Source organism: Curtobacterium sp. NPDC090223 (genome assembly GCF_044746585.1).
In the GTDB taxonomy this organism is placed as follows: Bacteria; Actinomycetota; Actinomycetes; order Actinomycetales; family Microbacteriaceae; genus Curtobacterium.
This window is the reverse complement of record NZ_JBIVCN010000003.1, coordinates 335,609-360,920: the sequence shown is the minus strand read 5'-3', so window position 1 is coordinate 360,920 and position 25,312 is coordinate 335,609. Positions and strand designations below refer to the sequence as shown.

The window sequence follows — 25,312 nt, the reverse complement described above, 5'->3', positions numbered from 1 at the left end:
CTCGGGCGCGTCGTGCGCCCGCGGCGCGCTCATCAGGGCAGAACACTTCCGACAGCGCGCGAGTCGATCGACGCCCGCCGCGTCGATACCTGCCGACGCATGCACGGGGACGAACGCCCGGATGACGAACGAGAAAGGGCCCCGATCCGCTTCTGCAAGCGGATCGGGACCCTTCTTCGTGGAGCCGCCTGTCGGAATCGAACCGACGACCTATTCATTACGAGTGCCGGGTGGCGGCACAGCGGCTGCGCGCGCGGAGACGGCGTACATCGGCACGCTCTACGTCGACCAGATGCTCAACGCCACCACCCTCGAGCGGTTCCAGGGGTCCTACACGGGCACTCGCACCCAGGCGGTCGGCAACGGCTCACTGGCCGGTATCGGCGCGTTCTCGGCAGCGACAGGATCCTCCACCTCGTTCATCTCGATGGGCAGCGACGGCCGCTTCACCCTGCAGGCTGGCGCGTACGAGATCGCGGTCGTGATGAACCTCACCGGAGCGAAGGCGACTGGCCGCACGTTCGTCGAGGTGATCGACGTCAACGACAGCACGGTCCAGACCCCGCGCGGCAACATGACGCCGAACGTGGGCGAGGACACCGTGTCGACGTCGTTCCCGTTCTCCGTCACCTCGACACGGCTCTTCCGCGTCCAGGCGTTCCAGACCTCCGGTGGGTCACAGAACGTGAAGTTCGCCCTCGCCATCCTCAAGATCGGCTGACCCCGAAAGGAACCCCATGGCAGAGATCGCACCAGACGACGAGAACTCCCTCGGCCCGGACCTCGACCCACCCGCAGACCCGTTCCCGCCCGGGCCGCGCGGTGACCTGCTGCGCCAGATCGACCAGGTCAACAACGCCGCCATCAACTCACGAGCGATCGCGGCGCAGTACACGGCCGCCGCCGAGCAGAACGAAGCGCGCCTCGTCGAGCTTCAGGCCGAACTCGACGCGCTCCCACCCGAGAGCTGACCCGCAGCACTTCACCATCCGCATCACGCCGTCCTTCCGGGCGGCGTTCGTCGTTTCAGGAGGCCCTCATGGCTGACCGATTCCCCGTTGGGGTGTCGTCGTACGACGACGACTCCGCAACGTCCCCACACGGCAAGACGCAGACCGTCGCGTCCGCCGTCGTCGCGCAGCAGGTCGCGTCGCTCTGCTACGAGTTCGACACCGAGTTCCCCGGAGCTGCCGAGCGCGGCGACCGGCTCACCGTGAACGAGGGCATCCGGGAGAAGCCCCGTCAGGTGTCCCTCCGCGCCGCGTGGGAGCACTACCGCGACTACGGGTCCCCGTGGGCCGCTCTCGCGGCGGCGCTGTACACGTCGACCCACCGCCCCGAGATCGGCAGCGCCCTCGACTTCGGCATCACCCAGGCCGACGGCACCAACCGTGCGATGACCGAAGCCGAAGCGCAGTGGGTGCACGACCGCGGGGTCCGGCGCGGGATCGTCTGGACCGGTCGCCTCTTCGTCCCGCAAGAGCGGTGGCACCACAACGGCGGCTACGTGGCCACCATCGCCCCGATCGCCGGCGTCAACCAGCCCGGCGCACCACTTCCCACCACCACCGTCACCGCGGCCGCTAAGCCGCCCGTCCAGGAGGACACGATGCTCGCGATCAAGAACACGCAGAACGGCGCTCTCTTCGGCGTCTCGGTCGGCCGGGTGCGGCACTGCTCCACTCAGCGGGAGTTCGACCTCATCGTCAAGGCCACCCCCGGCAACGTCGCACAGGCGACGGACCCGGCGACCCTCACGCAGATCTTCCGCGCTCACGGGATCCCCGTCGAGGCGATCGACCCGGTGTGGATCACCCGCCACCCCGACACGGACTCCGACGGCCACACCTGGTCCGCGATCGGACAGCTCAAGGACGCCCTCGCCGCGTCCGGGAAGTAGACACCCATGAACCTCGACAACACCCTCGTCCAGAAGTACGCCCCGACGCTGCTGTCCGCAGCACTCACCGTGTTCGGTGGACTGCAGGTACTCATCAGCTCCGGGCACGGTCTCGTCCCCATCCTGCAGTTCCTCACCCTCCTCGCCACGACCGTCACCACGTACGCGGTGCCGCTGGTCGACAAGCGGTGGCAGGGGGCGTGGAAGACGGGACTCGAGATCTTCGGCGTCCTGATCGCCGCGGTCCTCCCGTTCGCGATCGACCACACCCTCACGTGGACCAACGCCCTGATGATCGTCGTCGCCGCCGTGAAGGCACTCGCCACCCACTTCGGCATCGCCCTCCGCACCGACACCAGCATCGACACCACGACCGCTGAAGCTGTCGTCACCACAGTGCCCGCCGGAACCCTCGCCGGCGGAGACGCACTCACAGACGGCGACGGCCTGTCCGACCCCGCCAACGCCGTCGCCCCGGCAACGGTCACGATCGCTGCGGACAGCGACGAGCCCAAGCACCTCGCCACGTCCTGAAACCCCTTGACCTTCCCGGAAGGGGGAACTGATGCCGGAACCGCAGGGGCCGGAACCCACCGGCTGGGAGCTGATGCGTCGCCTCGACTCCCTGTCGCTCGAGATCAGCAGCATCGGCAACAAGGTCGTGTCGCAGGCCGCGTACGACTCCGACAAGCGGGGCCTCGACGAACGACTGCACCGCATCGAGGGTGAGATCGACGGGTTCCACACGAAGACCGCGGAACGAGACAAGTCGGAGGCGGCGCAGCGTGGCGAGAACGAACGGTTCCGGAAGAACATGAACCTGTCGATCGCACTCGCTGTTGCATCCCCGATCATCGCGTTCATCGTGACGTTCCTGACCACGCGCGGAGGTGCCTGATGAGTCGCATGCGTCTCACCAGCCGATTCGTTCGCGCCCTGTTCAACACGGCGTGGCAGTCGGTGCTGACATGGGTGGTGATCCTCACCCTCATTGGGGCGGTGATCGCCCTCGTCGCTTCGCAAGCCGCGACGATCGACGCGCTCCGCACCCGCAGCTTCCAGCTCGGGCAGACGACGTCGCAAGCGTCGACCCGGTACGACCGACTGTTTGACGAGTACTCGAAGCTGTACGACGAGTCCGAACAGCAGGGCGTGAAGCCGTCGACCACGGACCCGTCGAGTGTCCCCTCGAAGGCAACATCCGGTAGCACCACGGGCACGCCAGGCGCGACCGGTGCAACCGGGTCGACCGGGCAGGCGGGTGCCCCCGGCAAGGACGGACGCAACGGCAAGGACTGTGAGGACGGCAGCGAAGGTGAGGCCGGAGCCGCCGGCAGCACCGGCGCGACCGGAGACATGGGCGTGCCCGGTCAGACCGGAGCAACCGGAGCCACAGGAGCGACCGGACCGCAAGGACCCACGGGCGCTACTGGGGCAGCAGGGAAGGACGGCACCGACGGGAAGGACGGCCGCGGGGTCGCGTCTGTCAGCTGCGTCGCAACCGACACGGGTACCGCCTACCGGTTCACCTTCACCGACAGCACCACGACCGACATCGCAGGCGACTGCGTACCGCCCGTGACACCCACCGACCCAGCAAATCCGGCCGGATAGCCGAGACCCCCACCGGGTTCCCCTCGCGGGAGCTTGGTGGGGGTCATTCGTCGTTGGCGAACTATTCGGAGAAGTCCTCCATCTCGAAGAGCGTGACGACCTTGCCGTCGTCGGTCGGCGTGACACGGAGGATCTCTCGCGAGGTCGGGAACCGCCGCGCGTAGAACTCCTTGAACTCTGCCGAATTGTGGCTGATCTTCATCAGTGTCACGACGCTCGATATCTGACGGTCGAGCGCGACGTTGCCAGTCCCGGGGGTCAGGTGCTGGTGGTGGGTGCGTGCTCGTGTCCCGCTCTCGTTGACGGGGTTGACCCGCTGCAATTCATCGAGCACACCGTCCGGGAACTGCTTGTAGATGTACTCGTTGATAAACCGCCCGATGTACTGCGGTCGGCGGTTCTTCTTCGCTGACGGCTCATGCCCGTAGATGCGCTGGACCTCGGCAAAGAAGTCGTCCGGGAATCGCTTCACCCATGGCCGGAAAGACTCGTCGACGTACTCGGCGAGGAGACGCTGCAGCTCGTCACGGTCGCGCACCTTCTCGTAGCCCGTAGCTTCGTCGACCAGCGCGACGATTCCGACCTTCGCGAGACTTCGCATCAGGATCTCCGCCGATTCGGCGTACCGCTCCTGCGTCTTCAAGAGCCGGCCATCACGCCTGGCCGCGAGATACACGTCACAGATGTCGGGCAGGAGGGTGGCGAGGTATCCGGTCGAGGGGAATCGTGCTCCCGGTTCGCGGTAGCTGATCGGCTTCAGCTGGGTTTCGAGGTCCGGGCTGATGAAGGGCTTGAGGTTGCCTGCCCGAAGGAACGGGGCGTCTCCGTTGTCGCTATCGGACCGACCTCGTGATGCAGCGCGGCCCAACGCGGTCATCACGTCGCCCTGTGACACGAGCCTGGTGCCGTCCGCGAGTACTGCACAATCCAGCTTGGTACCGGCGAAATCGAGCACGCCAGCGTGAGTGGCGTTGGGAACCTTCGCCCGCCACCGCGCCTCGGCCGCGCGGCGTGCAACCGCCTGGCGTTGCGCCGGAGAGAGCGCACGGGCCCTCGCCTTCCCGCCTTCGCTGGGGGAGAACAGTGCGCCGTCCTCAGGAATGTTGTCGTCGCTCATGGCACCTCCTTTGATGCTTGCCGCAAGCATAAGTCAAAGCACGGATATCGTCGCGCATTCGGTCGCTGATAGTTCCCTGTGATCAAGCGGAAGTGGTGTCTATTTGGGTGAAACAGGTCGCCTGCTGCTTGCTCGCATGCATCGGCCGGATCGTGTCACGTCACACCACCGCCGCGGCTTGAGCTCCCGACGGTGAAGCGCTCCCGCGGTAGCCACACCTTGCGTGCGAACCCCGAGCTATCACCAGCACGGGGGTCTAGCGCGTCACCAACCGGATACCTAGCTTGAGGGCATGGACCCGAATCAGATGTTCGAAGTAATCATCTCGGGCGTCGCGGCCGGGCTGACCACCCTGTGGGACGCGCTCTGGCTGTACGCGATCACCAATGTGTGGCCGTTCTTCGTCGTGCCGGCGATCGTCTTGCTGAAGCTCATCGAGGTGCGTGTCCGGTCAAGGCCTCGCAGGCGTCGCTCCTACTGAACGACAAGACCCCCACCGGTTCCCTCACGGGAGCCTGGTGGGGGTCTTTCGTCGTTGCTGGGGTGGAGCCGCCACCTCGCAGGATGACGGCTCCTGGACGCTCAGGGGCGTCCGTGGCGTCAGTGCGCCATGCATCCAGCCCGAGACTGCGACCTATCGGGCTGCCTGCAGCAGCAGCGTAGCTCTCGTGCGATCGGCGTCAAGAGTCTTGTGCGCGTTCGATGCGCGTCTTAGGCTCAGCGACAATCGGCTCGGACCCTGCTGGATGAGTGACCGGCCTGGACCCCGCTGACTGAGTGCGGATGCCTGTCCGTGCTTGTAGAAGTGCCGCGCTCGAGCAGGACTCGGGCGCGGCCCTTCGCTCGTCTGCGTCGGGCCGGCGGAGCAGACGCCCCTCGCAAATGGAGAGTCAGAGACTGCTACTGCGGAGCGTCTGACTTGGAAGCTGGCCAAAGGCAGCCCGGTATGCGGCCGCGAAACGCCCCAGATGCCCACCCCGGACTGACTGGATGACCGCCGCGACGGAGTCTGCGTCGCCAGATTGGAGCCGCTCGTGGGCGAGCATCAACCGCACACCACGCAGATACGCCGAGGGGCTCATCCCGTGCACGCGCTGGAACGCGCTCTGCAATCCACGCACACTCAGTCCTACGGATGCGGCAACGTCGGCGACACTGATCGGATCCGTTACGTGCTCAAGCACGAACGCCTCCGCTCTCGCTAGGCGCGTCTGCGCGAGGGGCGCTTTGCTCTGGCCCACCGGCCAGTGTGGGATCGCGGTGAGTAGCCCGGCGGCGGCGATACGGGCAAGCTCACGCTCCCGAGACGCTGAGACCTTCCCCGCTGCGCCCAGAATCTCTGGCGCGACGGAGCGGACCATGAGCCACCACGCCGCCAACGGAGCTCCGTCCGGCACGTGATGCGGTTTGAACTCCAGCGGCGCGGGCGTCCACCCACCACGTTCCGCGGCGACGCGCTCAACGAGATCCCGGTCGAGCCGCATGGCGTCCTTCTGGAAGTTCTCCCACAAGATGTCCTGGCGACCCGCCCGGTACAGCTTCGGGGTCCCGACCCGCAACACGTCACCGTCGATGCTCGCCCGCCCCGCCTTCAACCAGGCGACGATGACCTTTCCGTCGGAATCGAGTTCACCACGGACCGTTCCGCTACACCGAGTCGATTCCAACGATAGGAGCGACGTCCCCGTGATCGTACGCTCGAAGAAAAAGGGCTCCTCGCCGACCGTTACCTGTAGGCCGAGCGTGCTGTAGCTCTCTGAGATCAGCTCGGCTGCGACCACAAGCGATTTGGTCTCGGCCACCGACTTGGTCCGTTCCACCAGCGCTGCGCCCATGAGTATCACTCTTCCCGCACAACGCGGGTGCCGCAAGTGAGAGCGCTGCACATCCAACCGCGCCGCCCGGATCAGGTAGGACTGCGGTTTCGCCGGCACCAGCCCGTTCCAGACGCTCTCTCCCGGCGGCCCCGTGCGGGGTAACAGAAACGGCTGTGGTGATGCCGCCTAATCCGTCGGCACCACCACAGTGCGCCGCCCCCTAGTAACGGCGCTGACCCAGGAGCAAGCTCAAACCGGGCTTGCAGTGACGATAAGTCACTCGCGTCGCCAGGGGAAGGGCGTCCGCGAGATCCGCTTAGCGCGCTCCGCCCAGTCCCCGTCAAGGCGACGATGAAGCGTCTGCGTCGGCGTCTCCCCGTACTGCTCGCGGTACCGGACGGCGAAGCGCCCGGCGTGAGCGATCCCGACCGACTGCGCCACGCTCTTGACCAGCAGGATGCCTGAGGACTGCTGGAGGATCTGGCGCGCGCGTTGCAGTCTGAGACGGAGAACGGCCTCGGAAGGGTGCATCGCGAGATCGGACCGGAAACGCGCCTGCAGGGTCCGTTCACTGCACCCGGCAGCGTTCCGGATCTCTGCGACAGTGATGGGCCGCAGGTAGTGCGTGACGATGAACACGAGCGCGCGCTGAACACGGGGGTCCTGTTGGTCAAGCTGGATGCCGATCCCCGCGAGTTCTCCGGCGGCCGTCATGCGGCGACACTAGCGCGTGAGTTGCGAAGTGCACCAGCCACGCTGACGGCCCGGAACGCGCTACTGGTAACCGATTGGCGTCGGCCTGAGACTGTGCACCGTCGCGTGCGCTTTGTTCGTCTGCGGCGGCTGCTAATCCGGGTCGTTGATCATGATGACGACTTCGGTGCCGGCTGATCCTCCGATGTCCCACCGCACCACGCCAACCTCCCAGGCACGTCCGGGCTGTTCGTCATCCTCGAACAGCACCAGGTCACCCTCGCGCGGGATGTGCTCGAGCATTGTGGGCTCGTGGGCGCTGTTGCCCGTGTCCTCGTTCCCCCACCAGACCTTGACCATCGATCTACCCCTCAACCTGTGTGTGCACTGCTGTGTGCACCCGGCTACCAGGAAGCCCCGGCTCAGTGCCCCTTGGAAGGGATTCTGACCGGGGCTTTTAGGTGGAGCCGCCTGTCGGAATCGAACCGACGACCTATTCATTACGAGTGAATCGCTCTACCGACTGAGCTAAGGCGGCGGACGCTCCGTTCCCGGAGCGGCACGGGACACGACTATACAGGTTCAGACGAGCGAGCGCGAAACGAGCGCGCCGAGCTCGTCGAACGAGCGCTGCAGGTCGTCCACGAGGTGCGATTCCGCCGGCGACTCCGACCACTCCCACCACGCGTGCCGGAGCGTCGCGAGGGACACCAGCGACGCCAGACGAGCTCGCCGGCGCAGGGCGCGCTCGTCCGTGGCGAGGGTCGGGTCGTCGGCGGCGAGCCGGCGGGCGATGACGTCCTCGAGCTCCGCCTGGAACTCCTTCATGGACGCCATCCGCTGGCTGAACAGCTCCGGGTTGGCGCGGAGGACCTGCTGGCGTTCCTCGATCAGCCCGCGTTCCTCGATCAGTTCCTCGGTGGAGTGCACCAGGAGCGCGCCGACGTCACCGAGCAGGTCACCGGAGGGACCGCCGGCGACGAAGGCCTCGAGGGCGTCGTCGGACGGCAGCGTCGGGTCGTCCCCGAGGATCGCCTGTTCCTTGCTCGGGAAGTAGTTGAAGAAGGTCCGTGGGGAGATGTCGGCGCGGCGCGAGACCTCGTCCACCGTGACCGCGGCGAGGCCGCCCTCGATCGCGATGCGGAGCGCGGCCTGCTGGATGGCGAGTCGGGTGGCGCGTCGCTTCCGTTCACGCAGGCCGGGTTCTGCTTCGGGCATGTGGCGATTGTCGCACGGCGTTCCCGCAGCGCGCTCGGTGTGGCCGAGCACTGTCCGTCAGCGGAGCGCGCGGACGACCGTCACGAGCAGCGCTTCGAGGGCGAGCAGCGCAGCGACGTTCGCGGCGATCCTCGTGCGGGCCAGCGCGATGGCGTCCAGGACCTCGAGCGCTGCGGCCGGCGGGACCGAACCCAACGCCCGGTCGAGGTCGTCCTGCATCGCGAGGTTCACCGGCTCCCCCGGTGCACCGAGCCCGAGGAGCAGCAGGTCGCGGTAGAGCGAGGAGACGTCGACCAGGATCCGGTCGAGGCCGTCGCGCAGGCTCCTGGTGGCCCGGCGCTTCTGGTCTTCCTCCATCGCGCGCAGCTGCGAGCGGAGCGCCGGCGGGACCGTGCCGCCCGGTTCGACCCCGAGCGAGCGGAGTGCGGCGTCGCGCTCCTCCGAGTCGCGTTCCTGCGTGATGGCCTTCGCGTCCTCGTCCGCGACGGCGAGGAGCTCGGCGGCGGCGGTCACGGCCTCGCCGACGCTCCGGATCCGGAGCACCGTCTGCAGGGTCCGGCGGCGGCGGTCACGGGCGTCGGCGCTCGTGGCGAGGCGTTGGGCCATGCCGATGTGGCTCTGGGCCTGTCGTGCGGCGTCGGTCGCGAGGGCGCGGTCGACGCCGGTGCGGGCGACGATGAGGTCGGCGACGGACTCGATGCCGGGGACCCGCAGCCGGACCGAACGGACGCGCGAACGGATCGTCGGGAGCAGGTCCGCCTCGCTCGGGGCGCACAGGATCCACACGGTGCGCTCCGGCGGTTCCTCGAGCGCCTTGAGCAGCAGGTTCGACGTGCGCTCGGTCATGCGGTCGGCGTCCTCGATGATCACCACGCGCCACCGGCCGACCGACGGCGAGTAGTACGACGACGTGACGAGCTGCCGGATCTCGTCGATGGTGATGATGACGCGCTGGGTGGTCAGGACGGCGACGTCGGGGTGCGTGTGCGCGGAGATCTGACGCAGCGTGTGGTCGTCGTCCGGGCCGGACCCGACGAGCGCCGCGGCAAACGCGGTCGCGACGTTGGAGCGTCCGGAGCCGGGCGGGCCGGTGATGAGCCACGAGTGGGTCATCCCGCCGGTGCCGTCGGGGGCCTCTGCGGCGTTCCTGAGCGCGGCGACGGCGTCTTCCTGTCCGGTCAGGCCGTCCCACACGCTCACGAGGACATCCTGTCAGGGACCACCGACGCGGCACGACCACGGCGTGCGCAGGCGTACCGGTCGGTCACGCGTCGATCCCGACGAGCGGCGCGATGCCGGCGCGGATCGCCAGCTGGACGTCCGCCGCCGGGGCTGCGGCGTCGACGACGAGGAACCGCGACGGCTCTGCTCGCGCCATCGCGAGGAACGCGGAGCGGACGGTCTCGTGGAAGGCAGACGCCTCGGACTCGAGCCGGTCGAACGTGTCACCCCGGGCGGCGGCCACCCGGGCGCGCCCCTCGGTCACGTCGAGGTCGAGCAGGACCGTGCGGTCCGGGACCAGACCGTCCGACGCCCAGTCCGAGACGCTGCGGATGTGCTCGGCGCCGAGACCGCGGGCAACGCCCTGGTACGCGACGGACGAGTCGATGTACCGGTCCTGCAGCACCACGTCGCCGCGAGCGATGGCCGGCCGCACCACGGTCTCGATGTGGTGCGCCCGGTCCGCTGCGTACAGGAGTGCCTCGGCACGGGGCGACACGTGTCCGCGCTCGTGCAGCACGATCTCGCGGATGCGGAGCCCGAGGTCGGTGCCACCGGGTTCCCGCGTCCGCACGACCGTGCGTCCGTTCGCTTCGAGCCACGCCGTGAGCAGTTCGGCCTGGGTGGTCTTCCCAGCACCGTCGCCGCCCTCGAGCGTGATGAAGCGCCCGGTCACTTCTTCTTGGCCGGAGCGCGCCGGGTCGTCGTGGTCTTCTTCTTGACCGGGCCCTTGGCACGCTTGTCCGCGAGCAGCTGGACCGCCCGCTCGAAGTCGACCGTCTCGACCTCTTCGCCGCGCGGGATCGTGGCGTTGGTCTCGCCGTCGGTCACGTACGGTCCGAAGCGGCCGTCCTTCACCTTGATCGGCTTGCCGGACACCGGGTCTGCCTCGAACTCCTTGAGCGCCGCACTGGCGGCACGCTTGGCGCCGTACTTCGGCTGGGCGAAGAGTTCCAGGGCGCCGGCCAGGTCGACGTCGAAGATCGCGTCCTCGCTCGGGAGGGTCCGGGTGTCGGTGCCCTTCTTGAGGTAGGGCCCGTACCGGCCGTTCTGCGCCGTGATCTCGTCACCGGACTCCGGGTCCGTCCCGACGGTGCGGGGCAGGTCGAGGAGCTTCAGCGCGGTCTCGAGGTCGACGCTCTGCGGGTCCATCGACTTGAAGAGGGACGCGGTGCGCTCCTTCGGTGCCGCGGCCTTCTTGGTCGTCTTCTTCTTCGCCGGCGCCTCGGCGACCGCGGTGGCGGCCTTGCCGGTCGTCTTCGCTGCCGTCGTGGCGGGCTCGATGACCTCACCGGTGGACGGGTCCGCCGTGGGCTCGGGCTCGGGGGTGCGCTCGGTCACGTAGGGACCGAAGCGGCCGTCCTTCGCCAGGACCTCTTTGCCGGTCTCCGGGTTGATGCCGACAACGCGGTCACCGACGACGGGTGCCTCGACGAGCTCACGTGCCTTCTCAGCGGTGAGTTCGTCGGGGGCGAGGTCTTCGGGGACGTTGACGCGCCGGGGCTTCTCCGGGTCGTCGCTCGGCGTCTCGATGTAGGGCCCGTAACGCCCGATGCGGAGCGTCAGGCCCGGGGAGAGCTCGACGGAGTTGATCTCGCGGGCGTCGATCTCACCGAGGTTGTCGATGACGGTGCGGAGGCCGCGCTGGTCGCCACCGCCGAAGTAGAACTCCTTGAGCCAGTCGACCCGGTCCTCTTCGCCGCTGGCGATGCGGTCGAGGTCGTTCTCCATCTCGGCGGTGAAGTCGTACTGCACCAGGTCACCGAAGTAGTCCTCGAGCAGCCGCACCACGCTGAACGCGATCCAGTTCGGGACCAGGGAGGTGCCGCGCGGGGTGACGTACCCGCGGTCGACGATCGTCGAGATGATGGCCGCGTAGGTCGAGGGGCGGCCGATGCCGAGCTCCTCGAGCGTCTTCACCAGGCTCGCCTCGGTGTAGCGCGGCGGAGCCGACGTGTCGTGGCCCTTCGCCTCGACCTCGTCGACGGCGAGGTGGTCGCCCTCGGTCATCGACGGGAGCTTGGCGTCCTTGGCGTCCGCACCGTTCGCCGATGCCTCGTGGCGTTCCTCGTCACGGCCTTCTTCGTACGCGTTGAGGAACCCGCGGAAGGTGATCACCGTGCCGGACGCGGTGAACTCGACGTCGGTGCCTGCGGCGGTCGACGCGATGCCCTCGACGGACTCGGACGACGTGATGCCGAGCACGACCGACGCGGTGGAGCCCTTCGCGTCGGCCATCTGCGACGCGACCGTGCGCTTCCAGATGAGGTCATAGAGCTTCCAGTCGTTGCCGCGGAGGACCTTCTCCATCTGCGACGGCGTGCGGAACACGTCACCGGCAGGACGGATGGCCTCGTGGGCTTCCTGGGCGTTCTTGCTCTTGCCCGCGTAGCTGCGGGGCTTGTCCGGCACCGTCTCGGCGCCGTAGAGGTCGGCGGCCTGCTTGCGAGCGGCGGCGATCGCCTGCTGCGAGAGCGACGCGGAGTCGGTTCGCATGTAGGTGATGTGGCCGTTCTCGTACAGCGACTGCGCGACGCTCATCGTCTGCCGGGCGGAGAAGCGCAGCTTGCGGGCGGCTTCTTGCTGGAGGGTCGACGTGGTGAACGGCGCTGCGGGACGACGCGTGTACGGCTTCGAGTCGACGCTGCGGACGACGGCGTCCCCGGCACGCTCGAGCACACCGGTCAACGCGGTCGCGGACGCCTCGTCGAGCCGGACGGCCTCGGAGGTGGTGTTGCCGCGGTCGTCGAAGTCACGACCGGACGCCACGCGGGTGCCGTGGATCCGGGCGAGCCGGGCGGTGAACGCGCTGTCGTCGGCCTTCTCGAACCGAGCGGTCAGGTCCCAGTAGTTCGCGGACACGAACGCCAGGCGCTCGCGCTCCCGGTCGACGACGAGACGGGTGGCCGCGGACTGCACACGACCCGCGGACAATCCGGGGCCGACCTTGCGCCAGAGCACCGGTGAGACCTCGAAGCCGTAGAGGCGGTCGAGGATGCGGCGGGTCTCCTGGGCGTCGACGAGCGCGGTGTCGAGTTCGCGCGTGGCTTCCTGCGCCCGCTGGATCGCTTCCTTGGTGATCTCGTGGAAGACCATCCGCTTGACGGGGACCTTCGGCTTGAGCACCTGCAGGAGGTGCCACGCGATCGCTTCGCCTTCGCGGTCCTCATCAGTTGCGAGGTAGAGCTCGTCGGCGTCCTTGAGGGCGCGCTTGAGTTCCGCGACGGTCTTCTTCTTCGCGTCGGAGACGACGTAGTACGGCTCGAACCCGTTGTCGACGTCGACGGAGAACTTGCCGAGCGAACCCTTCTTCAACTCGGCGGGGAGGTTCTTGGGCTCGATGAGGTCACGGATGTGCCCGACTGACGCCTGGACCTCGTATCCGTCACCGAGGTATTGCGCGATCGTCTTCGCCTTCGCGGGGCTCTCGACGATCACGAGCTTCTTCGTGCCTGGCACGTGACTCCTTGATCGATGGTGCTGTCGGCCCTGGGACGACGTGCATCCGGGTCGACCGGGACATCGATGACCGGCGGGCCGACAGGCACACCATACACACAGTGACGGGGATGCCCGAGAGAGGACTGCCGTCCTGGTGTCTCCGCTCTCGGGGATGGACCGGCGACGGCGACCGCGCGGACGTCGAACGGACCGGACCGGACGACGACCGCGACACGGACGACCGCCCCGGAGCGCTCGCACGGCCCGAGGACCGCGGCGTTGCCACGGGCGACGCGGGCCGCGGCGACGCAGACGTCGTCCGCGAGGAGCCCGGCGGCGGCCGCGGCCCCGGCGAGCGCCGCCGCGTCGGCAGCGCCCTGGGCACGGGCCACGGCCGCCCGGGTGGCGGCGGCCGCGAGCACCGCCCCGAGGACGACCAGGACGACCGCGACCAGCGCGACGAACACGATCGTCGCCGAGCCGCGTTCCCCGGACGTCGCCGCCCCGCGGTCCCCGGTCGTCGCCGTCCGGGTCACGGTCACCGCCCGGCGTCCGCAGCACACCCGACACCGCGCAGGGTGATCCCGGCGAGGGGCCCCGGCCCGGTGCCGCGCTCGACGGTCACGCAGACCAGCCCCTCCGGCCGGGTCACGACGACCGACGATACCGGCGCCGCGCGGTCGATCGCTGCCCGGCCGGCCGCGTCGTCGTCACGACCCCAGGCCCGGGCCGCGGTGGCGGCAGCGACCTGCAGCCGGCCCTGCGCGTCGACGAGGAGGACCCCGGCGACCGCGAGGGTGACGACGATGGCCACCGCCGGCAGCGCGACCGCGAACTCGACCGTGACCGCGCCACGATCGCGCGTGGCCCGGGCGGTCACGGTGTGAGTGCACCGCGGACCAGGTCGGTGAGGATCGCCTGGACCTCTCCCGAGCGCATCACGGCGACGAGCACGCCGGCGAACGCGACGGCGGCCAGGATCACGACGGCGTACTCGGCGGTGGCGGACCCGCGGTCGTCCGAGAGCCGTCGGCGCAGTCGGGGTGGCAGGGATGGACGGGTGGAGTGCAGTGTCATGGGTGGTGTCCCTTCTCGTTCGTGTCGGTGCACCGAGCCTCGCTGCCACGGCGCCGCCTCCGCCCGCGCGATCGAGACCGGTGGAGAGGTCAGCCGATCCCGGCGACGGTGGAGGAGAGGATGCCGATCACGACGGGCACCACCCCGACCAGGACGAACGCGGGGAGGACGCACACGCCGAGGGGCACGACGAGCCGGACGCCGAGCCGCTCCGCCGCGGCGAGGGACTCCGCGGCATGGTCGTCCCGCAGGTCCTCCGCCGCGGACCGGAGCAGGGCCGCCGCCGGCACCCCGGCACGTCGGGCCAACGACAGCGTCTCCGCGAGGCGACGACGTTCCGCGACGCCGAGCGAGTCCGCGCGGACCGCTCGCTCGACCGCGTCGCGCGCACCGGACCACGCGCCGCCCCCGGACAGCGCCACCGCCCAGGCGTCGAGGAGCACGCCGGGGATCCGGCCGTCGGGCTCGGCCGCGCGGACCAGGCGAGCGGACCAGACGCGGCCCACGGCGACGAGCGTGGCGGCGCCCACGAGGCACGCCCACCCGGCCGGGGAACCGAGGAGCACGGACGCGGTGTCGATCCCCCACAGCGCGCCGAGCACGACCCCGAGCAGCGGCAGCGCCAGGACCACGTTCGCACTGGTGCGGGGACCGGCGAGCGCCACGCGGACGGCGCGCTCCCCCGCAGCGGCCCGGCGGAGGGCCGCGGCGAGCGCACGGAGCGTCGGCGCGACCGGAGCCCCGGTACCGGTGGCCACGGCGAGCACGGTGCGGACGCCCTCCGATGCGGGCGCCCCGGCAGCGAACACCACGCCGGAACCGCCGAGTGCCCACGCCCGCGGTGCCGGCACCCCAGCCGCCACCAACGTGGCCACCCGGTCCAGGGCCCGCGCCGCCGCGACCGCGTCGAACCCCGCACCCGCTGCGCGTCGCGCACGCCCGGCGTCGACGCCGTGCCCGCGACCCGGTCTCCTCACCCGTGCCGAGCCCGTCCACGCCCGCCCACCGGCGCCACGCGGGTGCCCGACTGCCGCACCGCCGACGCGACCGCCAGCCGCCCCGCCGGATCGATCACGAGCCTCCCGGCAGCCGCCACCCGCCGCACCCCGCGTCGCCGCTCGACGTGCAGCACGAGGTCGAACGCGCTCACGGCCTGTCGGGCGAGGGCGGGCGGGTCCAGCCCGGCGAGCGCTCCGAGGGCCTCGAGTCGGGCTGGGACGTCCTCGATCCCGTTGGCGTGCAGCGTGCCGGCTCCCCCGTCGTGTCCGGTGTTGAGGGCCGACATGAGCTCGCGGACCTCGGCGCCACGGCACTCCCCCACGACGAGCCGGTCCGGTCGCATGCGCAGGGCCTCGCGCACGAGTCGGTCGAGCCCGAGCGCGCCGGCGCCCTCGGTGTTCGCCTGCCTGGCCTCGAGCGCGACGACGTGCGGGTGATCGATCCGGAGCTCGGCGACGTCCTCGACCGTGACGATCCGCTCGTCGTGCGGCACGAGCGCGAGCATCGCCGCGAGCAGGGTGGTCTTCCCGCTGCCGGTCGCTCCGGACACCAGCACGTTCCGACGCTCCCGCACCGCCGCGGCGACGGTGTCCCGGCCGACCCGGTCGAAGGTGCCCGTCCGTTCGAGGTCGTCGAGGGTCGGCCGTTCGACACGGGGCAGCCGGATCGAGATCGCGGTGCCGCGGACGGCCACGGGCGCCAGGACGACGTGCACCCGCACACCGTCGCCGTGCCGGACGTCCGCGATCGGGGTCGTCTCGTCGACGTGACGGCCACCGGTGGCGACCAGGCGGGTGGCGAGCTCGCGGGTGCGCGCCTCACCGAGCGCGATGCCGGCGTCGACGAGCCCGTCGCCGCAGTCCGCCCAGACCCCGGCACCACCCACGACGAGCACGTCGGTCACCCGGTCGTCGGCGACGAGGTTCGCCAGTTCCTCGAACTCGACGAGATCCACCCCGGGGCGCCCCACGCCGGCCCCGCGTGCTCGGCGCGGAACGGCCGGCGTCTCCGCGGACCGGAGCGACCCCCTGGGGACGAACGGTGGACCGAAACCGAGCGACGCGCCCCGTGGGCCCGACCGTCCTCCGGGCACGGGCGATGCCCTTCCGGGCACGAGCGCTGTCCCGACCGGGACGAACGGCGCCCCGACCGGAGCGATCGGAGCCACCGGAGCCACCGGAGCCACCGGAGCCACCGGAGCGACCGGAGCCACCGGTGCCACCGGAGCCACCGGGCTCCCTGCGGGGACGACGAGCGACGACTGTGCGCGATGACGGTGCATCCGGAGCACGCTAGGGCGCAGCACGAGGTGCGTCAGCCGGGACGCCGCCCGCTGTGGACTGGGCGTTCCCGTCCACAGCAGTGCGCACTTTTGTCCCCCGAACCTGAATCGCGTACCCCGCCCGGGACGACCCACGAAACGGCCGCAACACCCCCCGATCCGCCCCGCCTGGACGGTGATCGCCGCCTCTGCACGCACCTCGGAACCGTCCGATCCCCATACGAAAGCATGGACCGGTCTGTCCACCACAGGGCGGACACCGAGCCGGTCCGCCGCACAGGCACGCGGATCGGACGCAGAACGGGCCGGCCCCCGACGTCGTGACGTCGGGGCGACCGGCCCGGGAAAAAGAAGAGGCGGCACCGGTTGGGGGGAACAGGTGCCGCCAAGACAACGGAGGATTGGGGGGAATCCGATCCGATGCCGCCGGAAACGAGTCCGGCGGGAACCACTGTACCCCACAACCGCCCTCCGTGGGCAACCCCGGCGCGCCGGATCGGTCGTCCGCCCACAGCGAATCCCGGCGGAGCGCGAGGGGTAGTCTCCGATTGCACCACGCACAGCACCACCGGACGCAACGACGCGAAAGGACATCGATGTCCACTCCGACCACGGTCGACCCCACTCCCGGGAACGACGACACGCCCGCCGAGGGCGCGACGTTCCCACCCCCGCCCGAGTTCGTCGCCGACGCCGTCGCCCGCCAGGACCTCCACGACGCCGCCGCCACCGACCGCCCGGCCTTCTGGGGCGAGCAGGCTCGCACCCTCCTGGACTGGCGGACCCCCTTCACGACGACGCTCGACTGGTCGAACGCCCCGTTCGCGTCCTGGTTCGCCGACGGCGAGCTCAACGTCGCCGAGAACTGCCTCGACCGCCACGTCCGCGCCGGCAACGGCGACCGCGTGGCCATCCACTTCGAGGGCGCGCCCGGCGACACCCGGCGCATCACCTACGCCGAGCTGACGGCCGACGTCCAGCGTGCCGCGAACATGCTGCAGGATCTCGGCGTGACGAAGGGCGACCGCGTCGTCGTCTACATGCCGCTCATCCCCGAGGCCGTCGTCACGATGCTCGCCGTCGCGCGCATCGGCGCCGTGCACTCGGTCGTCTTCGGTGGCTTCAGCGCGGAGAGCCTGCGCGCCCGCATCGAGGACGCCGAGGCGAAGCTCGTCGTCACGGCGGACGGCGGCTGGCGGCGCGGCGCGGTGTCCCCGCTGAAGCCCGCGGTCGACGAGGCGCTGCAGGGTGAGGGCACCGACAGTGTCGAGCACGTGCTCGTGGTGAAGCGCGGCGGGAACGAGATCGCCTGGGACGACGACCGCGACCTCTGGTGGCACGACGCGTTCCAGCAGGCGGACCCGCACCACGAGGCCCAGGCCTTCCCCGCGGAGAACCCGCTGTTCATCCTGTACACCTCGGGCACGACCGGGAAGCCGAAGGGCATCGTGCACACCTCCGGCGGCTACCTCACGCAGGCCGCGTACACGCAGAAGAACGTGTTCGACATGCACCCGGAGAAGGACGTCTACTGGTGCACGGCTGACATCGGCTGGATCACCGGGCACACCTACGTCGTCTACGGACCTCTCGCGAACGGCGTCACGCAGGTCCTCTACGAGGGCACGCCGGACGAGCCGAAGCCCGGCCGATGGTGGGACCTCGTCGACGCGTACGGCGTCACCGTCCTCTACACCGCGCCGACCGCGGTGCGCGCGGCGATGAAGGCCGGCCGGAGGGTCCCGGACGAGCACAGCCTCGAGAGGCTCCGCCTGCTCGGGAGCGTCGGCGAACCGATCAACCCGGAGGCGTGGCACTGGTTCCGCCAGGTGATCGGCCATGACCGCACGCCGATCGTCGACACGTGGTGGCAGACCGAGACCGGGGCGATCATGATCTCCGCGCTGCCCGGGGTCACCAAGCTGAAGCCCGGTGCCGCACAGACCCCGCTGCCGGGGATCGTCGCGGAGATCGTCGACGAGGAGGGCAACCGCGCCGACCCCGGCGAGAGCGGCTACCTCACCATCACCGAGCCGTGGCCGTCCATGGCGCGCGGCATCTGGGGCGACCCGGACCGCTTCGTCGAGACCTACTGGGACCGGTTCCCCGGCCGCTACTTCGCCGGGGACGGCGCCCGGCTCGACGGCCAGGGCGACATCTGGGTGCAGGGTCGCGTCGACGACGTCATGAACGTGTCAGGACACCGGCTCTCGACCGCCGAGATCGAGTCCGCACTGGTCGGACACGAGGACGTCGCCGAGGCGGCGGTCGTCGGTGCCTCCGACGCGACCACCGGACAGGCGATCGTGGCGTTCACGATCCTGACGGCCGAGGCCGCGGAGGCTGTCGACCGCGACGCCGTCGCCGCGGAGCTCCGCTCCTGGGTCGGGCAGCGGATCGGAGCGATCGCGAAGCCCCGCCAGATCGTGATCGTGCCGGAGCTGCCGAAGACACGGTCCGGCAAGATCATGCGCCGTCTGCTCCGCGACGCCGCGGAGGGCCGTCGCATCGGCGACACGACGACGCTGGCCGACCCGACGATCATGGCGACCATCGCGGATCTCATGTAGACCGACCACCGTGAGCAGGGCCTCCAGTCCGGACAGCCTGGAGGCCCTGCTCACGTGTGCAGCGTCGGTCACCGCCGTCAGGCGGTCAGCTCCACCACCAGCTCGACCTCGACCGGCGCGTCCAGCGGGAGCACGGCGACACCCACCGCGCTCCGCGCGTGCACACCGGCGTCGCCGAAGACGTCCCCGACGAGCGAGGACGCGCCGTTCGCGACACCCGGCTGGCCGGTGAACGCGGGGTCGGACGCGACGAACACGGTGACCTTGACGACCCGGGCCACGCGGTCCAGCGAGCCGGCGACCGACTGCACGGCGGCCAGGGCGTTGAGCGCCGCCTGACGGGCCTGCCCGGTCGCGGTCTCCGCGTCCACGGCCGCCCCGACCTTGCCGGTGACGGGGAGCGCGCCGTCGACGAACGGCAGCTGGCCCGCAGTGTAGACGTACTGCCCGGTCACGACCGCCGGGACGTACGCGGCGACGGGCGCTGCGACGGCCGGGATCTCGAGCCCGAGCTCCTGCAGGCGGTCCGCGACGCTCATGCGTCGGCCTTCGGGCGCTTCAGGTAGGCGACGAGGCCACCCTCGGGACCGGTGACGATCTGGACCAGTTCCCAGCCCTCGTCCCCGTAGTTGTTGAGGATCGCGGTGGTGTTGTGGATCATCAAGGGCGTGGTGAAGTACTCCCAGCGAGTCATGCGGTTCCTTGCCAGCCTTTCAGTCGTGGGTGTCGTTTAGGCTGCATCCTATGTCTGCCCAGAAGACGTCTGCCTCGCGGACCAAGCCCGTCTCTGCAGTCGGCGCCTTCATCGGATTCGTCGGCTTCAGCGTGCTCGCCGGCCTGCTGGTCACCATCGGTGTCACCCCGGCCATCGCCGTCGCCGGTGTCACCACGACGTCGACCATCGGTGTGTTCGAGTCGCTGCCCGAGTACATCGAGATCGGTGACCTGCCGCAGCGCAACGAGATCTACGCGTACGCCAACAACAAGCCGGTGCACCTGGCGACGGTCTACGACCAGAACCGCCAGGAACTCAAGTTCGACCAGATCAGCGACCAGCTGAAGAACGCCGCGATCGACGGCGAGGACAAGCGCTTCTACCAGCACGGCGGGGTCGACATGACCTCACTCGTCCGCGCGGGCGTCGGCAGTGTCGCCGGCGGACTCGGCGAGTCGGGCGGTGGCTCCACCCTGACGATGCAGCTCGTCCGCAACATCAAGATGCAGCAGGCCCTCGAGCTCCCCACGCAGGAAGAGCGCGAGAAGGCCTACAACGACGCCGTCGAGCAGACCATCCCCCGCAAGCTCGAGGAGATGAAGCTCGCGATCGGCCTCGCGAAGAAGTACACGCACAAGGAGATCCTCACCGGGTACCTCAACATCGCGTACTTCGGCGACCAGACCTACGGCGTGCAGGCCGCGGCGCAGCACTACTTCAACAAGGACGCGACGAACCTCACCCCGCAAGAGGCCGCCTCGATCCTGGCGATCGTGCAATCGCCGAACACCCGCAACCTCTCCGACCCGAAGTACTACGACGCCAACGTCGCCCGTCGCAACGTGATCCTCAAGTCGATGTACGCGCAGAAGCACCTCACGAAGGAGCAGTACGACACCGCCGTGGCGTCGAAGCCGGCGGACTACGTGCACCTCACCGCACCGAGCCAGGGCTGCCAGGCGGCCGCGGGCAACGGCGCGCAGTTCTTCTGTGACTACGCGGTCAAGGTCGTCAAGCAGATGTCGCAGCTCGGGGGCTCCGAGAAGGAGCGCGCGACCGCGTGGCGCAACGGCGGCTACAAGATCCAGACGACGCTCGACATCAACCTGAACGGGCAGCAGAAGACGCTGCTGAACACGTACGACCCGAACACCGAGACCCGCTTCAAGCTCGGCGCCGCGATGGACTCCGTCGAGGCGTCCACCGGCCGCATCCTCACGATGGCGCAGAACAAGGACTACGACCAGTCGATCCAGTCCCCGGCCACGGCGACGTCGATCAACTACAGCGTCGACAAGGAGTACGGCGGGTCGATCGGCTTCCAGACCGGGTCGACGTACAAGCTGTTCACCCTGCTCGACTGGCTCAAGGACGGACACGGCCTCAACGAGACTGTCAGTGGGACACCGCGCAGCATCACGTCGTGGACACACTGCGGATCGCCGGACTACACGGCGTACGGGCCGAAGAACGACTCGGCTGGCGAGTCGGGCAACTACACCGTGGCCCGAGCGACGGCCCTCTCAGTGAACGCCGCGTTCGCCTCGATGGCGTCCAAACTCGACCTCTGCGACATCAAGCAGACCGCCGAGGACCTCGGTGTGCACTCCGCGGACGAGAAGACCGAGCTCAACTCCTACCCGTCCTCCATCCTGGGGACGAACAACATCGCGCCGCTCACCATGGCCTCGGCGTACGCGACGATCTCCAACGGCGGAACGTACTGCAAGCCGATCGCGATCGACAACGTCACGGATGCGAACGGCAAGAGCCTCGGTGGTCAGCCGAAGGAGTGCAAGCAGGTCCTCGACCCGAGCGTGGCCGCGACCGCTGCGTACGCCCTCAAGGGCACGGTCCAGTACGGCACCGCTGTGGGCGCCCAGACGGCTGACGGCACCGAGCTGTTCGCGAAGACCGGGACCACCGACGAGGCCGAGCAGATCTGGCTCGTCGGCGGCAGCACGAAGGTCGCCACCGCGTACTGGCAGGGCAACACGGACGGCGCGCACACGAACCTGCGCCACTACTACAGCGGTGCGGGCGGCGGCTCCTACGCGAGCAACCGTGCCGACGTGTGGCGCCAGGCGATGACCCCGATCAACCAGCTCCACCCGGCCGGCGCGTTCCCGGCACCGACCCAGACGGCGATCCGTGGCAACAGCATCGCCGTGCCGAACCTGGCCGGGAAGACCACCGACGAGGCACGCTCGCTCGTCGCCGCCGCGGGCTTCACGTACGTCGACGGTGGCACGCAGGCCGGTGGCGGGACCGCCGGCACGGTGTCCTCAACGTCGCCCGCATCGGGGTCGCTCCTGTCGAAGGGTTCGAGCGTCACGGTCTACACGACCGACGGCTCGCAGGCCACGGTGCCGAACGTCGCCGGCAAGTCCGCCGGTGATGCACGCTCGCAGCTCGGTGACGCGGGCTTCACGAACGTGGCGGTGTCCGACTCGTACCAGAAGGGCAACGGCAAGCAGGAGTGCCGGGTGGCCTCGGTCGATCCCGGCGTGGGGACGAACGCCGCGAAGTCCACACAGGTCACCGTGACCCTCTTCGGCGACAAGGACGGCAAGGCCCCGGAGAACTGCAAGTGACGCGCGGTCGCGCCGCACTCGGCGTCCTGGCAGCCGGGGCGGTCACCGGTGCGGCGACGGCCGCGTGGGGATCGCTCGTCGAGCGGCGACGCTTCGGGATCCGCTGGGAGACCGTGCCGGTCCTGCCGCCGGGCTCCCGCGACGTGGTCGTCCTGCACCTGTCGGACATCCACATGGCCCCGTGGCAGGCCGACAAGCAGCAGTGGCTGCGGGACCTCAGCCTGGTCGAGCCCGACTTCGTCGTGAACACCGGCGACAACCTCGGCCACCCGACGGCGAACGCCGCGGTCGAGTACGCGCTCGAGCCGTTCCGCGGCGTCCCCGGCGCGTTCGTGTACGGCTCGAACGACTTCTACGGCCCCGCTCCCCGGAATCCGCTGAAGTACTTCGGTGGACCGAGCACGATGCACGCGAAGGCCAAGCCGGTCGACCTCGACGTCGAACGGCAGACGGCGTTCTTCGAGTCGCTCGGGTGGCTCGACCTCAACGACAAGGCACACGCGATCGAGGTCCGCGGCTCCCGCTTCGAACTCTTCGGCACCTCCGACGCGCACCGCGACTGGGACCGCCTCGACCTGCTCCCGACGAACGTCGACGAGATGCGCGGCGACGTCCCGTGGTCCGAAGACGAGAGCGGCCCCGAGCCGGTGTCCATCGGCGTGACGCACGCCCCGTACCGCCGGGTGCTCGACGCCTTCGTTCGACAGGGTGCCGACGTGATCTTCGCCGGGCACACCCACGGCGGCCAGGTCGCCGTCCCCGGGGTCGGCGCGCTCGTCACGAACTGCGACCTCCCCCGCGCCTACGCCAGCGGACTGCACCGCTGGCAGGACCGGACGCACTGGTCGTGGCTCGAGGTCTCCGCCGGGCTCGGCACGTCGATCTACGCGCCGGTGCGGTTCGCCGTCCGGCCCGAGGCCGTCGTCGTCACGCTCACCGCCCGCACCGTCTGACCGGATCCGGAGGCGACTCGCCCGGCCGATCAGGAAGTGGCGTGAGCACCCCCGAACATCCGCTAGACTTCTGCAGGTCGCTTCACGGAGCGGCCAACACACCTCGGGGTGTGGCGCAGCTTGGTAGCGCGCCTCGTTCGGGACGAGGAGGTCGCAGGTTCAAATCCTGTCACCCCGACAGATGAAGGCCCGGATCCACACGGATCCGGGCCTTCGCCGTTCCCGGCGCCCGTTCGGGGACGTACGTCCGAGGACACACGGCACGGCACGGTGACGTGCGCGGACGGCTCCCCCGCTAGCCTGAAGCCGCCATGCAGATCCCGGACCACCTCGCCCCCGTCCTCGAGCGCATCGGTGCGATGTTCCCCGAGCTCCGGGACGACCCGGTGATGGCCGCGAGCCTGTTCAAGAACGTCACGTCGATGCTCACCGACGCCCACCACCGCTACGCAGCCGGGGACGAGACCTCGATCACGAGCGACCAGCTCCTCGCGGACGAGCACCTGGCGACCGGAGCGCTGCACGCCGAGCACATGCAGCACCCCGCCGGCGCGATGCTCGCGGCCGAGGTGCTCTTCGACGAGTACCTGCCCGTCTTCGTGGACGAGGTGCGAGCGAGCACCGCCGCCGAGCTCCTCCGTGCCTCCAGGGCGCTCCACGCGGGCATCTGGAGCCGTTTCCCCGCCGGGGCGGTCGCCTACACGGAAGCGCTCCGCCAACGCGTCACGACGGCGAACCTGGACTCCCGCGCACACATCGCCCGCGACCTGCACGACCGCGTCGCGCACGGCATCCTCGCCGGCCTGCAGCGCATCGACCTCGCCCTGCTCACCGATCCCCCGGCGCCGCAGCGCACCGCCCAGCTCGAGGCGGCGGCCGCGCAGCTCCGACGTGCCCTCGGCGACGTGCAGAACCTCGCCGTCGCACTGCACGCCCGCGTCGGGGACGACCTGCTCGACGCCGCGCTCGCGCGGCACGTGGCCGACCTGTTCCCGGACACCGAGCGCGTCACGATCGCCTCGCACGGCACGCCGGGGGTCCTGGTGAACTGGCGGGCGGAGGAGGCGCTGACGATCCTCCTCGAGGCGCTGACGAACTGGTGGAAGCACGCACGCGACGCCGACGTGCGCGTCCGGTTCGACTGGGACGCCGACGCCGTGACGGTGACCGTGCAGGACGACGGCCCCGGGTTCGACGACGCCGTGCACGCCGAGGGGCGCCTCGGTCAGTCCACCATGCGGGAGCGCGCCGCGCTGATCGGCGCTGGCCTGGACGTGACGAGCACGCCGGGCACGGGGACCACCGTCACGCTCGTGGTCCCGCGGAGCGCCCTGTGAGCGCCGCCGGCACGATCACCCACGTGGCGATCGTCGACGACCACCGGCTCTTCCGCGAGGGCCTCGCCACGATCCTGGCGTCCGTCCCGACCATCCGCGTCGTCGCACACGGGGAACGCCCGTCCGACGTGCTCGACGGCGCAGAGGCCGCGGCGATCGACGTGCTGCTCCTCGACGTCGAGCTCGACGGTCCCCCTGCCCGCACGACCATCGCGACCGTGCGACGGAACCACCCGGGCATCGCCGTCGTCGTCCTGACCATGCACCGGGACGCGGTCCTGCGCCGTGCGCTCCTCGACGCCGGCGCGGTCGACTTCGTGACGAAGGACACCCCGAGCCGTGAACTCGTCGAACGCATCGTGCGGGCGAGCACCGGCCCGGCGTCGGCCGTGACGTTCCCCGTCGACGTGGTCACCGACGCCCGGGCCGGGTCACCGCTCAGCGACCGCGAGGTCGAGGTCCTCCGCCTGATCGCCGCCGCGCGCTCGAACGCCGAGATCGCCGGCGACCTGGGCCTCGCCGTGGGGACGGTGAAGCGCCACGTCTACAACGTGTTCCGGAAGCTCGACGTGACCAGTCGTGTCGGGGCCGTGGCGACGGCCACGCGACTCGGTCTGCTCAGCTGACCCGAGCCTCCCGGCCGTGGCGGTGGCCGGACGGCGCACAACCGAAAGCCGGTCGCACCACGCGATCCCGTGGTGCGACCGGGTTCCGGTTGTGCGAATCCGATCCGGACCGCGCGAGCAGCGCGTGCGAGCACGCGA

Annotated in this window: 27 protein-coding genes and 2 tRNA genes; 13 read left to right on the top strand and 16 right to left on the bottom strand. The window is 69.9% G+C overall.

The genetic code is table 11. From position 1 onward, the window contains the following. The first annotated feature begins 178 nt into the window (after positions 1 to 178). The 6 genes from ACIPJY_RS09200 to ACIPJY_RS09175 all read left to right on the top strand — a co-directional run bounded on the left by ACIPJY_RS09200 (position 179) and on the right by ACIPJY_RS09175 (position 3,514). On the top strand, positions 179 to 721 hold the full coding sequence (locus ACIPJY_RS09200; protein ID WP_400462285.1) for a hypothetical protein: 543 nt from the start codon (positions 179 to 181) through the stop codon (positions 719 to 721). Positions 722 to 737: 16 nt separating this feature from the next. Next, a complete protein-coding gene (locus tag ACIPJY_RS09195; protein WP_400462283.1) occupies positions 738 to 971 on the top strand; it encodes a hypothetical protein in 234 nt (77 codons plus the stop codon). Between the two features lie 68 nt (positions 972 to 1,039). Then, complete coding sequence (locus ACIPJY_RS09190; RefSeq protein WP_400462281.1) at positions 1,040 to 1,900, top strand: hypothetical protein; 861 nt, start codon at positions 1,040 to 1,042, stop codon at positions 1,898 to 1,900. A 6-nt stretch (positions 1,901 to 1,906) separates the two neighbouring features. Beyond that, complete coding sequence (locus tag ACIPJY_RS09185; protein WP_400462278.1) at positions 1,907 to 2,434, top strand: hypothetical protein; 528 nt, start codon at positions 1,907 to 1,909, stop codon at positions 2,432 to 2,434. Positions 2,435 to 2,465: 31 nt separating this feature from the next. Then, the gene (locus ACIPJY_RS09180) at positions 2,466 to 2,798 is read left to right on the top strand and encodes a hypothetical protein (protein WP_400462275.1); all 333 of its coding nucleotides are present in this window, start codon (positions 2,466 to 2,468) and stop codon (positions 2,796 to 2,798) included. Between the two features lie 8 nt (positions 2,799 to 2,806). Next, positions 2,807 to 3,514 carry a hypothetical protein gene (locus ACIPJY_RS09175; protein ID WP_400462273.1) on the top strand — a complete coding sequence of 236 codons (708 nt, stop codon included), beginning with the start codon at positions 2,807 to 2,809 and terminating at the stop codon, positions 3,512 to 3,514. A 61-nt stretch (positions 3,515 to 3,575) separates the two neighbouring features. On the opposite strand, the gene ACIPJY_RS09170 is transcribed toward ACIPJY_RS09175, so the two are convergent. Continuing rightward, on the bottom strand, positions 3,576 to 4,631 hold the full coding sequence (locus tag ACIPJY_RS09170; RefSeq protein ID WP_400462270.1) for a P63C domain-containing protein: 1,056 nt from the start codon (positions 4,629 to 4,631) through the stop codon (positions 3,576 to 3,578). Positions 4,632 to 4,923: 292 nt separating this feature from the next. Between ACIPJY_RS09170 and ACIPJY_RS09165 the strand changes: the two genes are divergently transcribed. After that, on the top strand, positions 4,924 to 5,112 hold the full coding sequence (locus ACIPJY_RS09165; protein WP_400462267.1) for a hypothetical protein: 189 nt from the start codon (positions 4,924 to 4,926) through the stop codon (positions 5,110 to 5,112). 409 nt (positions 5,113 to 5,521) lie between these two features. Here the strand turns inward: ACIPJY_RS09165 and ACIPJY_RS09160 are convergent, their stop codons facing one another. The 13 genes from ACIPJY_RS09160 to ACIPJY_RS09100 form a co-directional block, all read right to left on the bottom strand. Next, complete coding sequence (locus ACIPJY_RS09160; protein WP_400462264.1) at positions 5,522 to 6,466, bottom strand: helix-turn-helix domain-containing protein; 945 nt, start codon at positions 6,464 to 6,466, stop codon at positions 5,522 to 5,524. 258 nt (positions 6,467 to 6,724) lie between these two features. Then, complete coding sequence (locus ACIPJY_RS09155) at positions 6,725 to 7,162, bottom strand: helix-turn-helix domain-containing protein (RefSeq protein ID WP_400462261.1); 438 nt, start codon at positions 7,160 to 7,162, stop codon at positions 6,725 to 6,727. A 132-nt stretch (positions 7,163 to 7,294) separates the two neighbouring features. Further along, positions 7,295 to 7,501, bottom strand: a complete 207-nt coding sequence (locus ACIPJY_RS09150) for a hypothetical protein (RefSeq protein WP_400462258.1) — start codon at positions 7,499 to 7,501, stop codon at positions 7,295 to 7,297. A 102-nt stretch (positions 7,502 to 7,603) separates the two neighbouring features. Next, positions 7,604 to 7,679, bottom strand: a tRNA-Thr gene (locus ACIPJY_RS09145). Positions 7,680 to 7,723: 44 nt separating this feature from the next. Next, positions 7,724 to 8,359, bottom strand: coding sequence for a TetR/AcrR family transcriptional regulator (locus tag ACIPJY_RS09140; RefSeq protein ID WP_400462255.1), 636 nt, complete (start codon positions 8,357 to 8,359; stop codon positions 7,724 to 7,726). 57 nt (positions 8,360 to 8,416) lie between these two features. Next, positions 8,417 to 9,559 (bottom strand): DNA polymerase III subunit delta', encoded by a 1,143-nt coding sequence (locus tag ACIPJY_RS09135; RefSeq protein ID WP_400462252.1) that lies wholly within the window; start codon positions 9,557 to 9,559, stop codon positions 8,417 to 8,419. 64 nt (positions 9,560 to 9,623) lie between these two features. Next, positions 9,624 to 10,256: a dTMP kinase gene (gene tmk, locus ACIPJY_RS09130; RefSeq protein WP_400462249.1), complete on the bottom strand. Its 633-nt coding sequence runs from the start codon at positions 10,254 to 10,256 to the stop codon at positions 9,624 to 9,626. Beyond that, positions 10,253 to 13,039 carry a type I DNA topoisomerase gene (topA, locus tag ACIPJY_RS09125; RefSeq protein ID WP_400462246.1) on the bottom strand — a complete coding sequence of 929 codons (2,787 nt, stop codon included), beginning with the start codon at positions 13,037 to 13,039 and terminating at the stop codon, positions 10,253 to 10,255. The genes tmk and topA overlap by 4 nt, the downstream gene beginning before the upstream one ends. After that, positions 13,015 to 13,563 (bottom strand): hypothetical protein, encoded by a 549-nt coding sequence (locus ACIPJY_RS09120; RefSeq protein WP_400462243.1) that lies wholly within the window; start codon positions 13,561 to 13,563, stop codon positions 13,015 to 13,017. The genes topA and ACIPJY_RS09120 overlap by 25 nt, the downstream gene beginning before the upstream one ends. Beyond that, complete coding sequence (locus tag ACIPJY_RS09115) at positions 13,560 to 13,901, bottom strand: TadE family type IV pilus minor pilin (RefSeq protein WP_400462240.1); 342 nt, start codon at positions 13,899 to 13,901, stop codon at positions 13,560 to 13,562. Before ACIPJY_RS09115 ends, ACIPJY_RS09120 begins: the two co-directional genes overlap by 4 nt. Then, positions 13,898 to 14,098, bottom strand: a complete 201-nt coding sequence (locus ACIPJY_RS09110) for a DUF4244 domain-containing protein (protein WP_400462237.1) — start codon at positions 14,096 to 14,098, stop codon at positions 13,898 to 13,900. The genes ACIPJY_RS09115 and ACIPJY_RS09110 overlap by 4 nt, the downstream gene beginning before the upstream one ends. Positions 14,099 to 14,187: 89 nt before the next feature. Then, positions 14,188 to 14,973, bottom strand: coding sequence for a hypothetical protein (locus tag ACIPJY_RS09105; RefSeq protein ID WP_400468169.1), 786 nt, complete (start codon positions 14,971 to 14,973; stop codon positions 14,188 to 14,190). Between the two features lie 98 nt (positions 14,974 to 15,071). Next, the gene (locus tag ACIPJY_RS09100) at positions 15,072 to 16,052 is read right to left on the bottom strand and encodes a TadA family conjugal transfer-associated ATPase (protein WP_400462233.1); all 981 of its coding nucleotides are present in this window, start codon (positions 16,050 to 16,052) and stop codon (positions 15,072 to 15,074) included. A 923-nt stretch (positions 16,053 to 16,975) separates the two neighbouring features. Between ACIPJY_RS09100 and acs the strand changes: the two genes are divergently transcribed. Beyond that, positions 16,976 to 18,949, top strand: a complete 1,974-nt coding sequence (acs, locus tag ACIPJY_RS09095; RefSeq protein WP_400462231.1) for an acetate--CoA ligase — start codon at positions 16,976 to 16,978, stop codon at positions 18,947 to 18,949. Between the two features lie 77 nt (positions 18,950 to 19,026). Here acs and ACIPJY_RS09090 read toward each other — a convergent pair whose 3' ends face one another. Beyond that, on the bottom strand, positions 19,027 to 19,488 hold the full coding sequence (locus ACIPJY_RS09090) for a RidA family protein (protein WP_400462229.1): 462 nt from the start codon (positions 19,486 to 19,488) through the stop codon (positions 19,027 to 19,029). Next, positions 19,485 to 19,643, bottom strand: coding sequence for a DUF4177 domain-containing protein (locus tag ACIPJY_RS09085; RefSeq protein WP_017888699.1), 159 nt, complete (start codon positions 19,641 to 19,643; stop codon positions 19,485 to 19,487). Before ACIPJY_RS09085 ends, ACIPJY_RS09090 begins: the two co-directional genes overlap by 4 nt. Positions 19,644 to 19,693: 50 nt before the next feature. Between ACIPJY_RS09085 and ACIPJY_RS09080 the strand changes: the two genes are divergently transcribed. The 5 genes from ACIPJY_RS09080 (at position 19,694) to ACIPJY_RS09060 (ending at position 25,174) form a co-directional block, all read left to right on the top strand. Next, entirely contained in the window at positions 19,694 to 22,258 is a 2,565-nt protein-coding gene (locus ACIPJY_RS09080; RefSeq protein ID WP_400462224.1) for a transglycosylase domain-containing protein, read from the top strand. Then, complete coding sequence (locus tag ACIPJY_RS09075; protein ID WP_400462221.1) at positions 22,255 to 23,211, top strand: metallophosphoesterase; 957 nt, start codon at positions 22,255 to 22,257, stop codon at positions 23,209 to 23,211. The genes ACIPJY_RS09080 and ACIPJY_RS09075 overlap by 4 nt, the downstream gene beginning before the upstream one ends. A gap of 104 nt (positions 23,212 to 23,315) precedes the next feature. Next, positions 23,316 to 23,389, top strand: a tRNA-Pro gene (locus ACIPJY_RS09070). Positions 23,390 to 23,522: 133 nt separating this feature from the next. Then, complete coding sequence (locus tag ACIPJY_RS09065) at positions 23,523 to 24,548, top strand: sensor histidine kinase (protein ID WP_400462218.1); 1,026 nt, start codon at positions 23,523 to 23,525, stop codon at positions 24,546 to 24,548. Then, a complete protein-coding gene (locus tag ACIPJY_RS09060; RefSeq protein WP_400462215.1) occupies positions 24,545 to 25,174 on the top strand; it encodes a response regulator transcription factor in 630 nt (209 codons plus the stop codon). Before ACIPJY_RS09065 ends, ACIPJY_RS09060 begins: the two co-directional genes overlap by 4 nt. Positions 25,175 to 25,312: the final 138 nt, after the last annotated feature.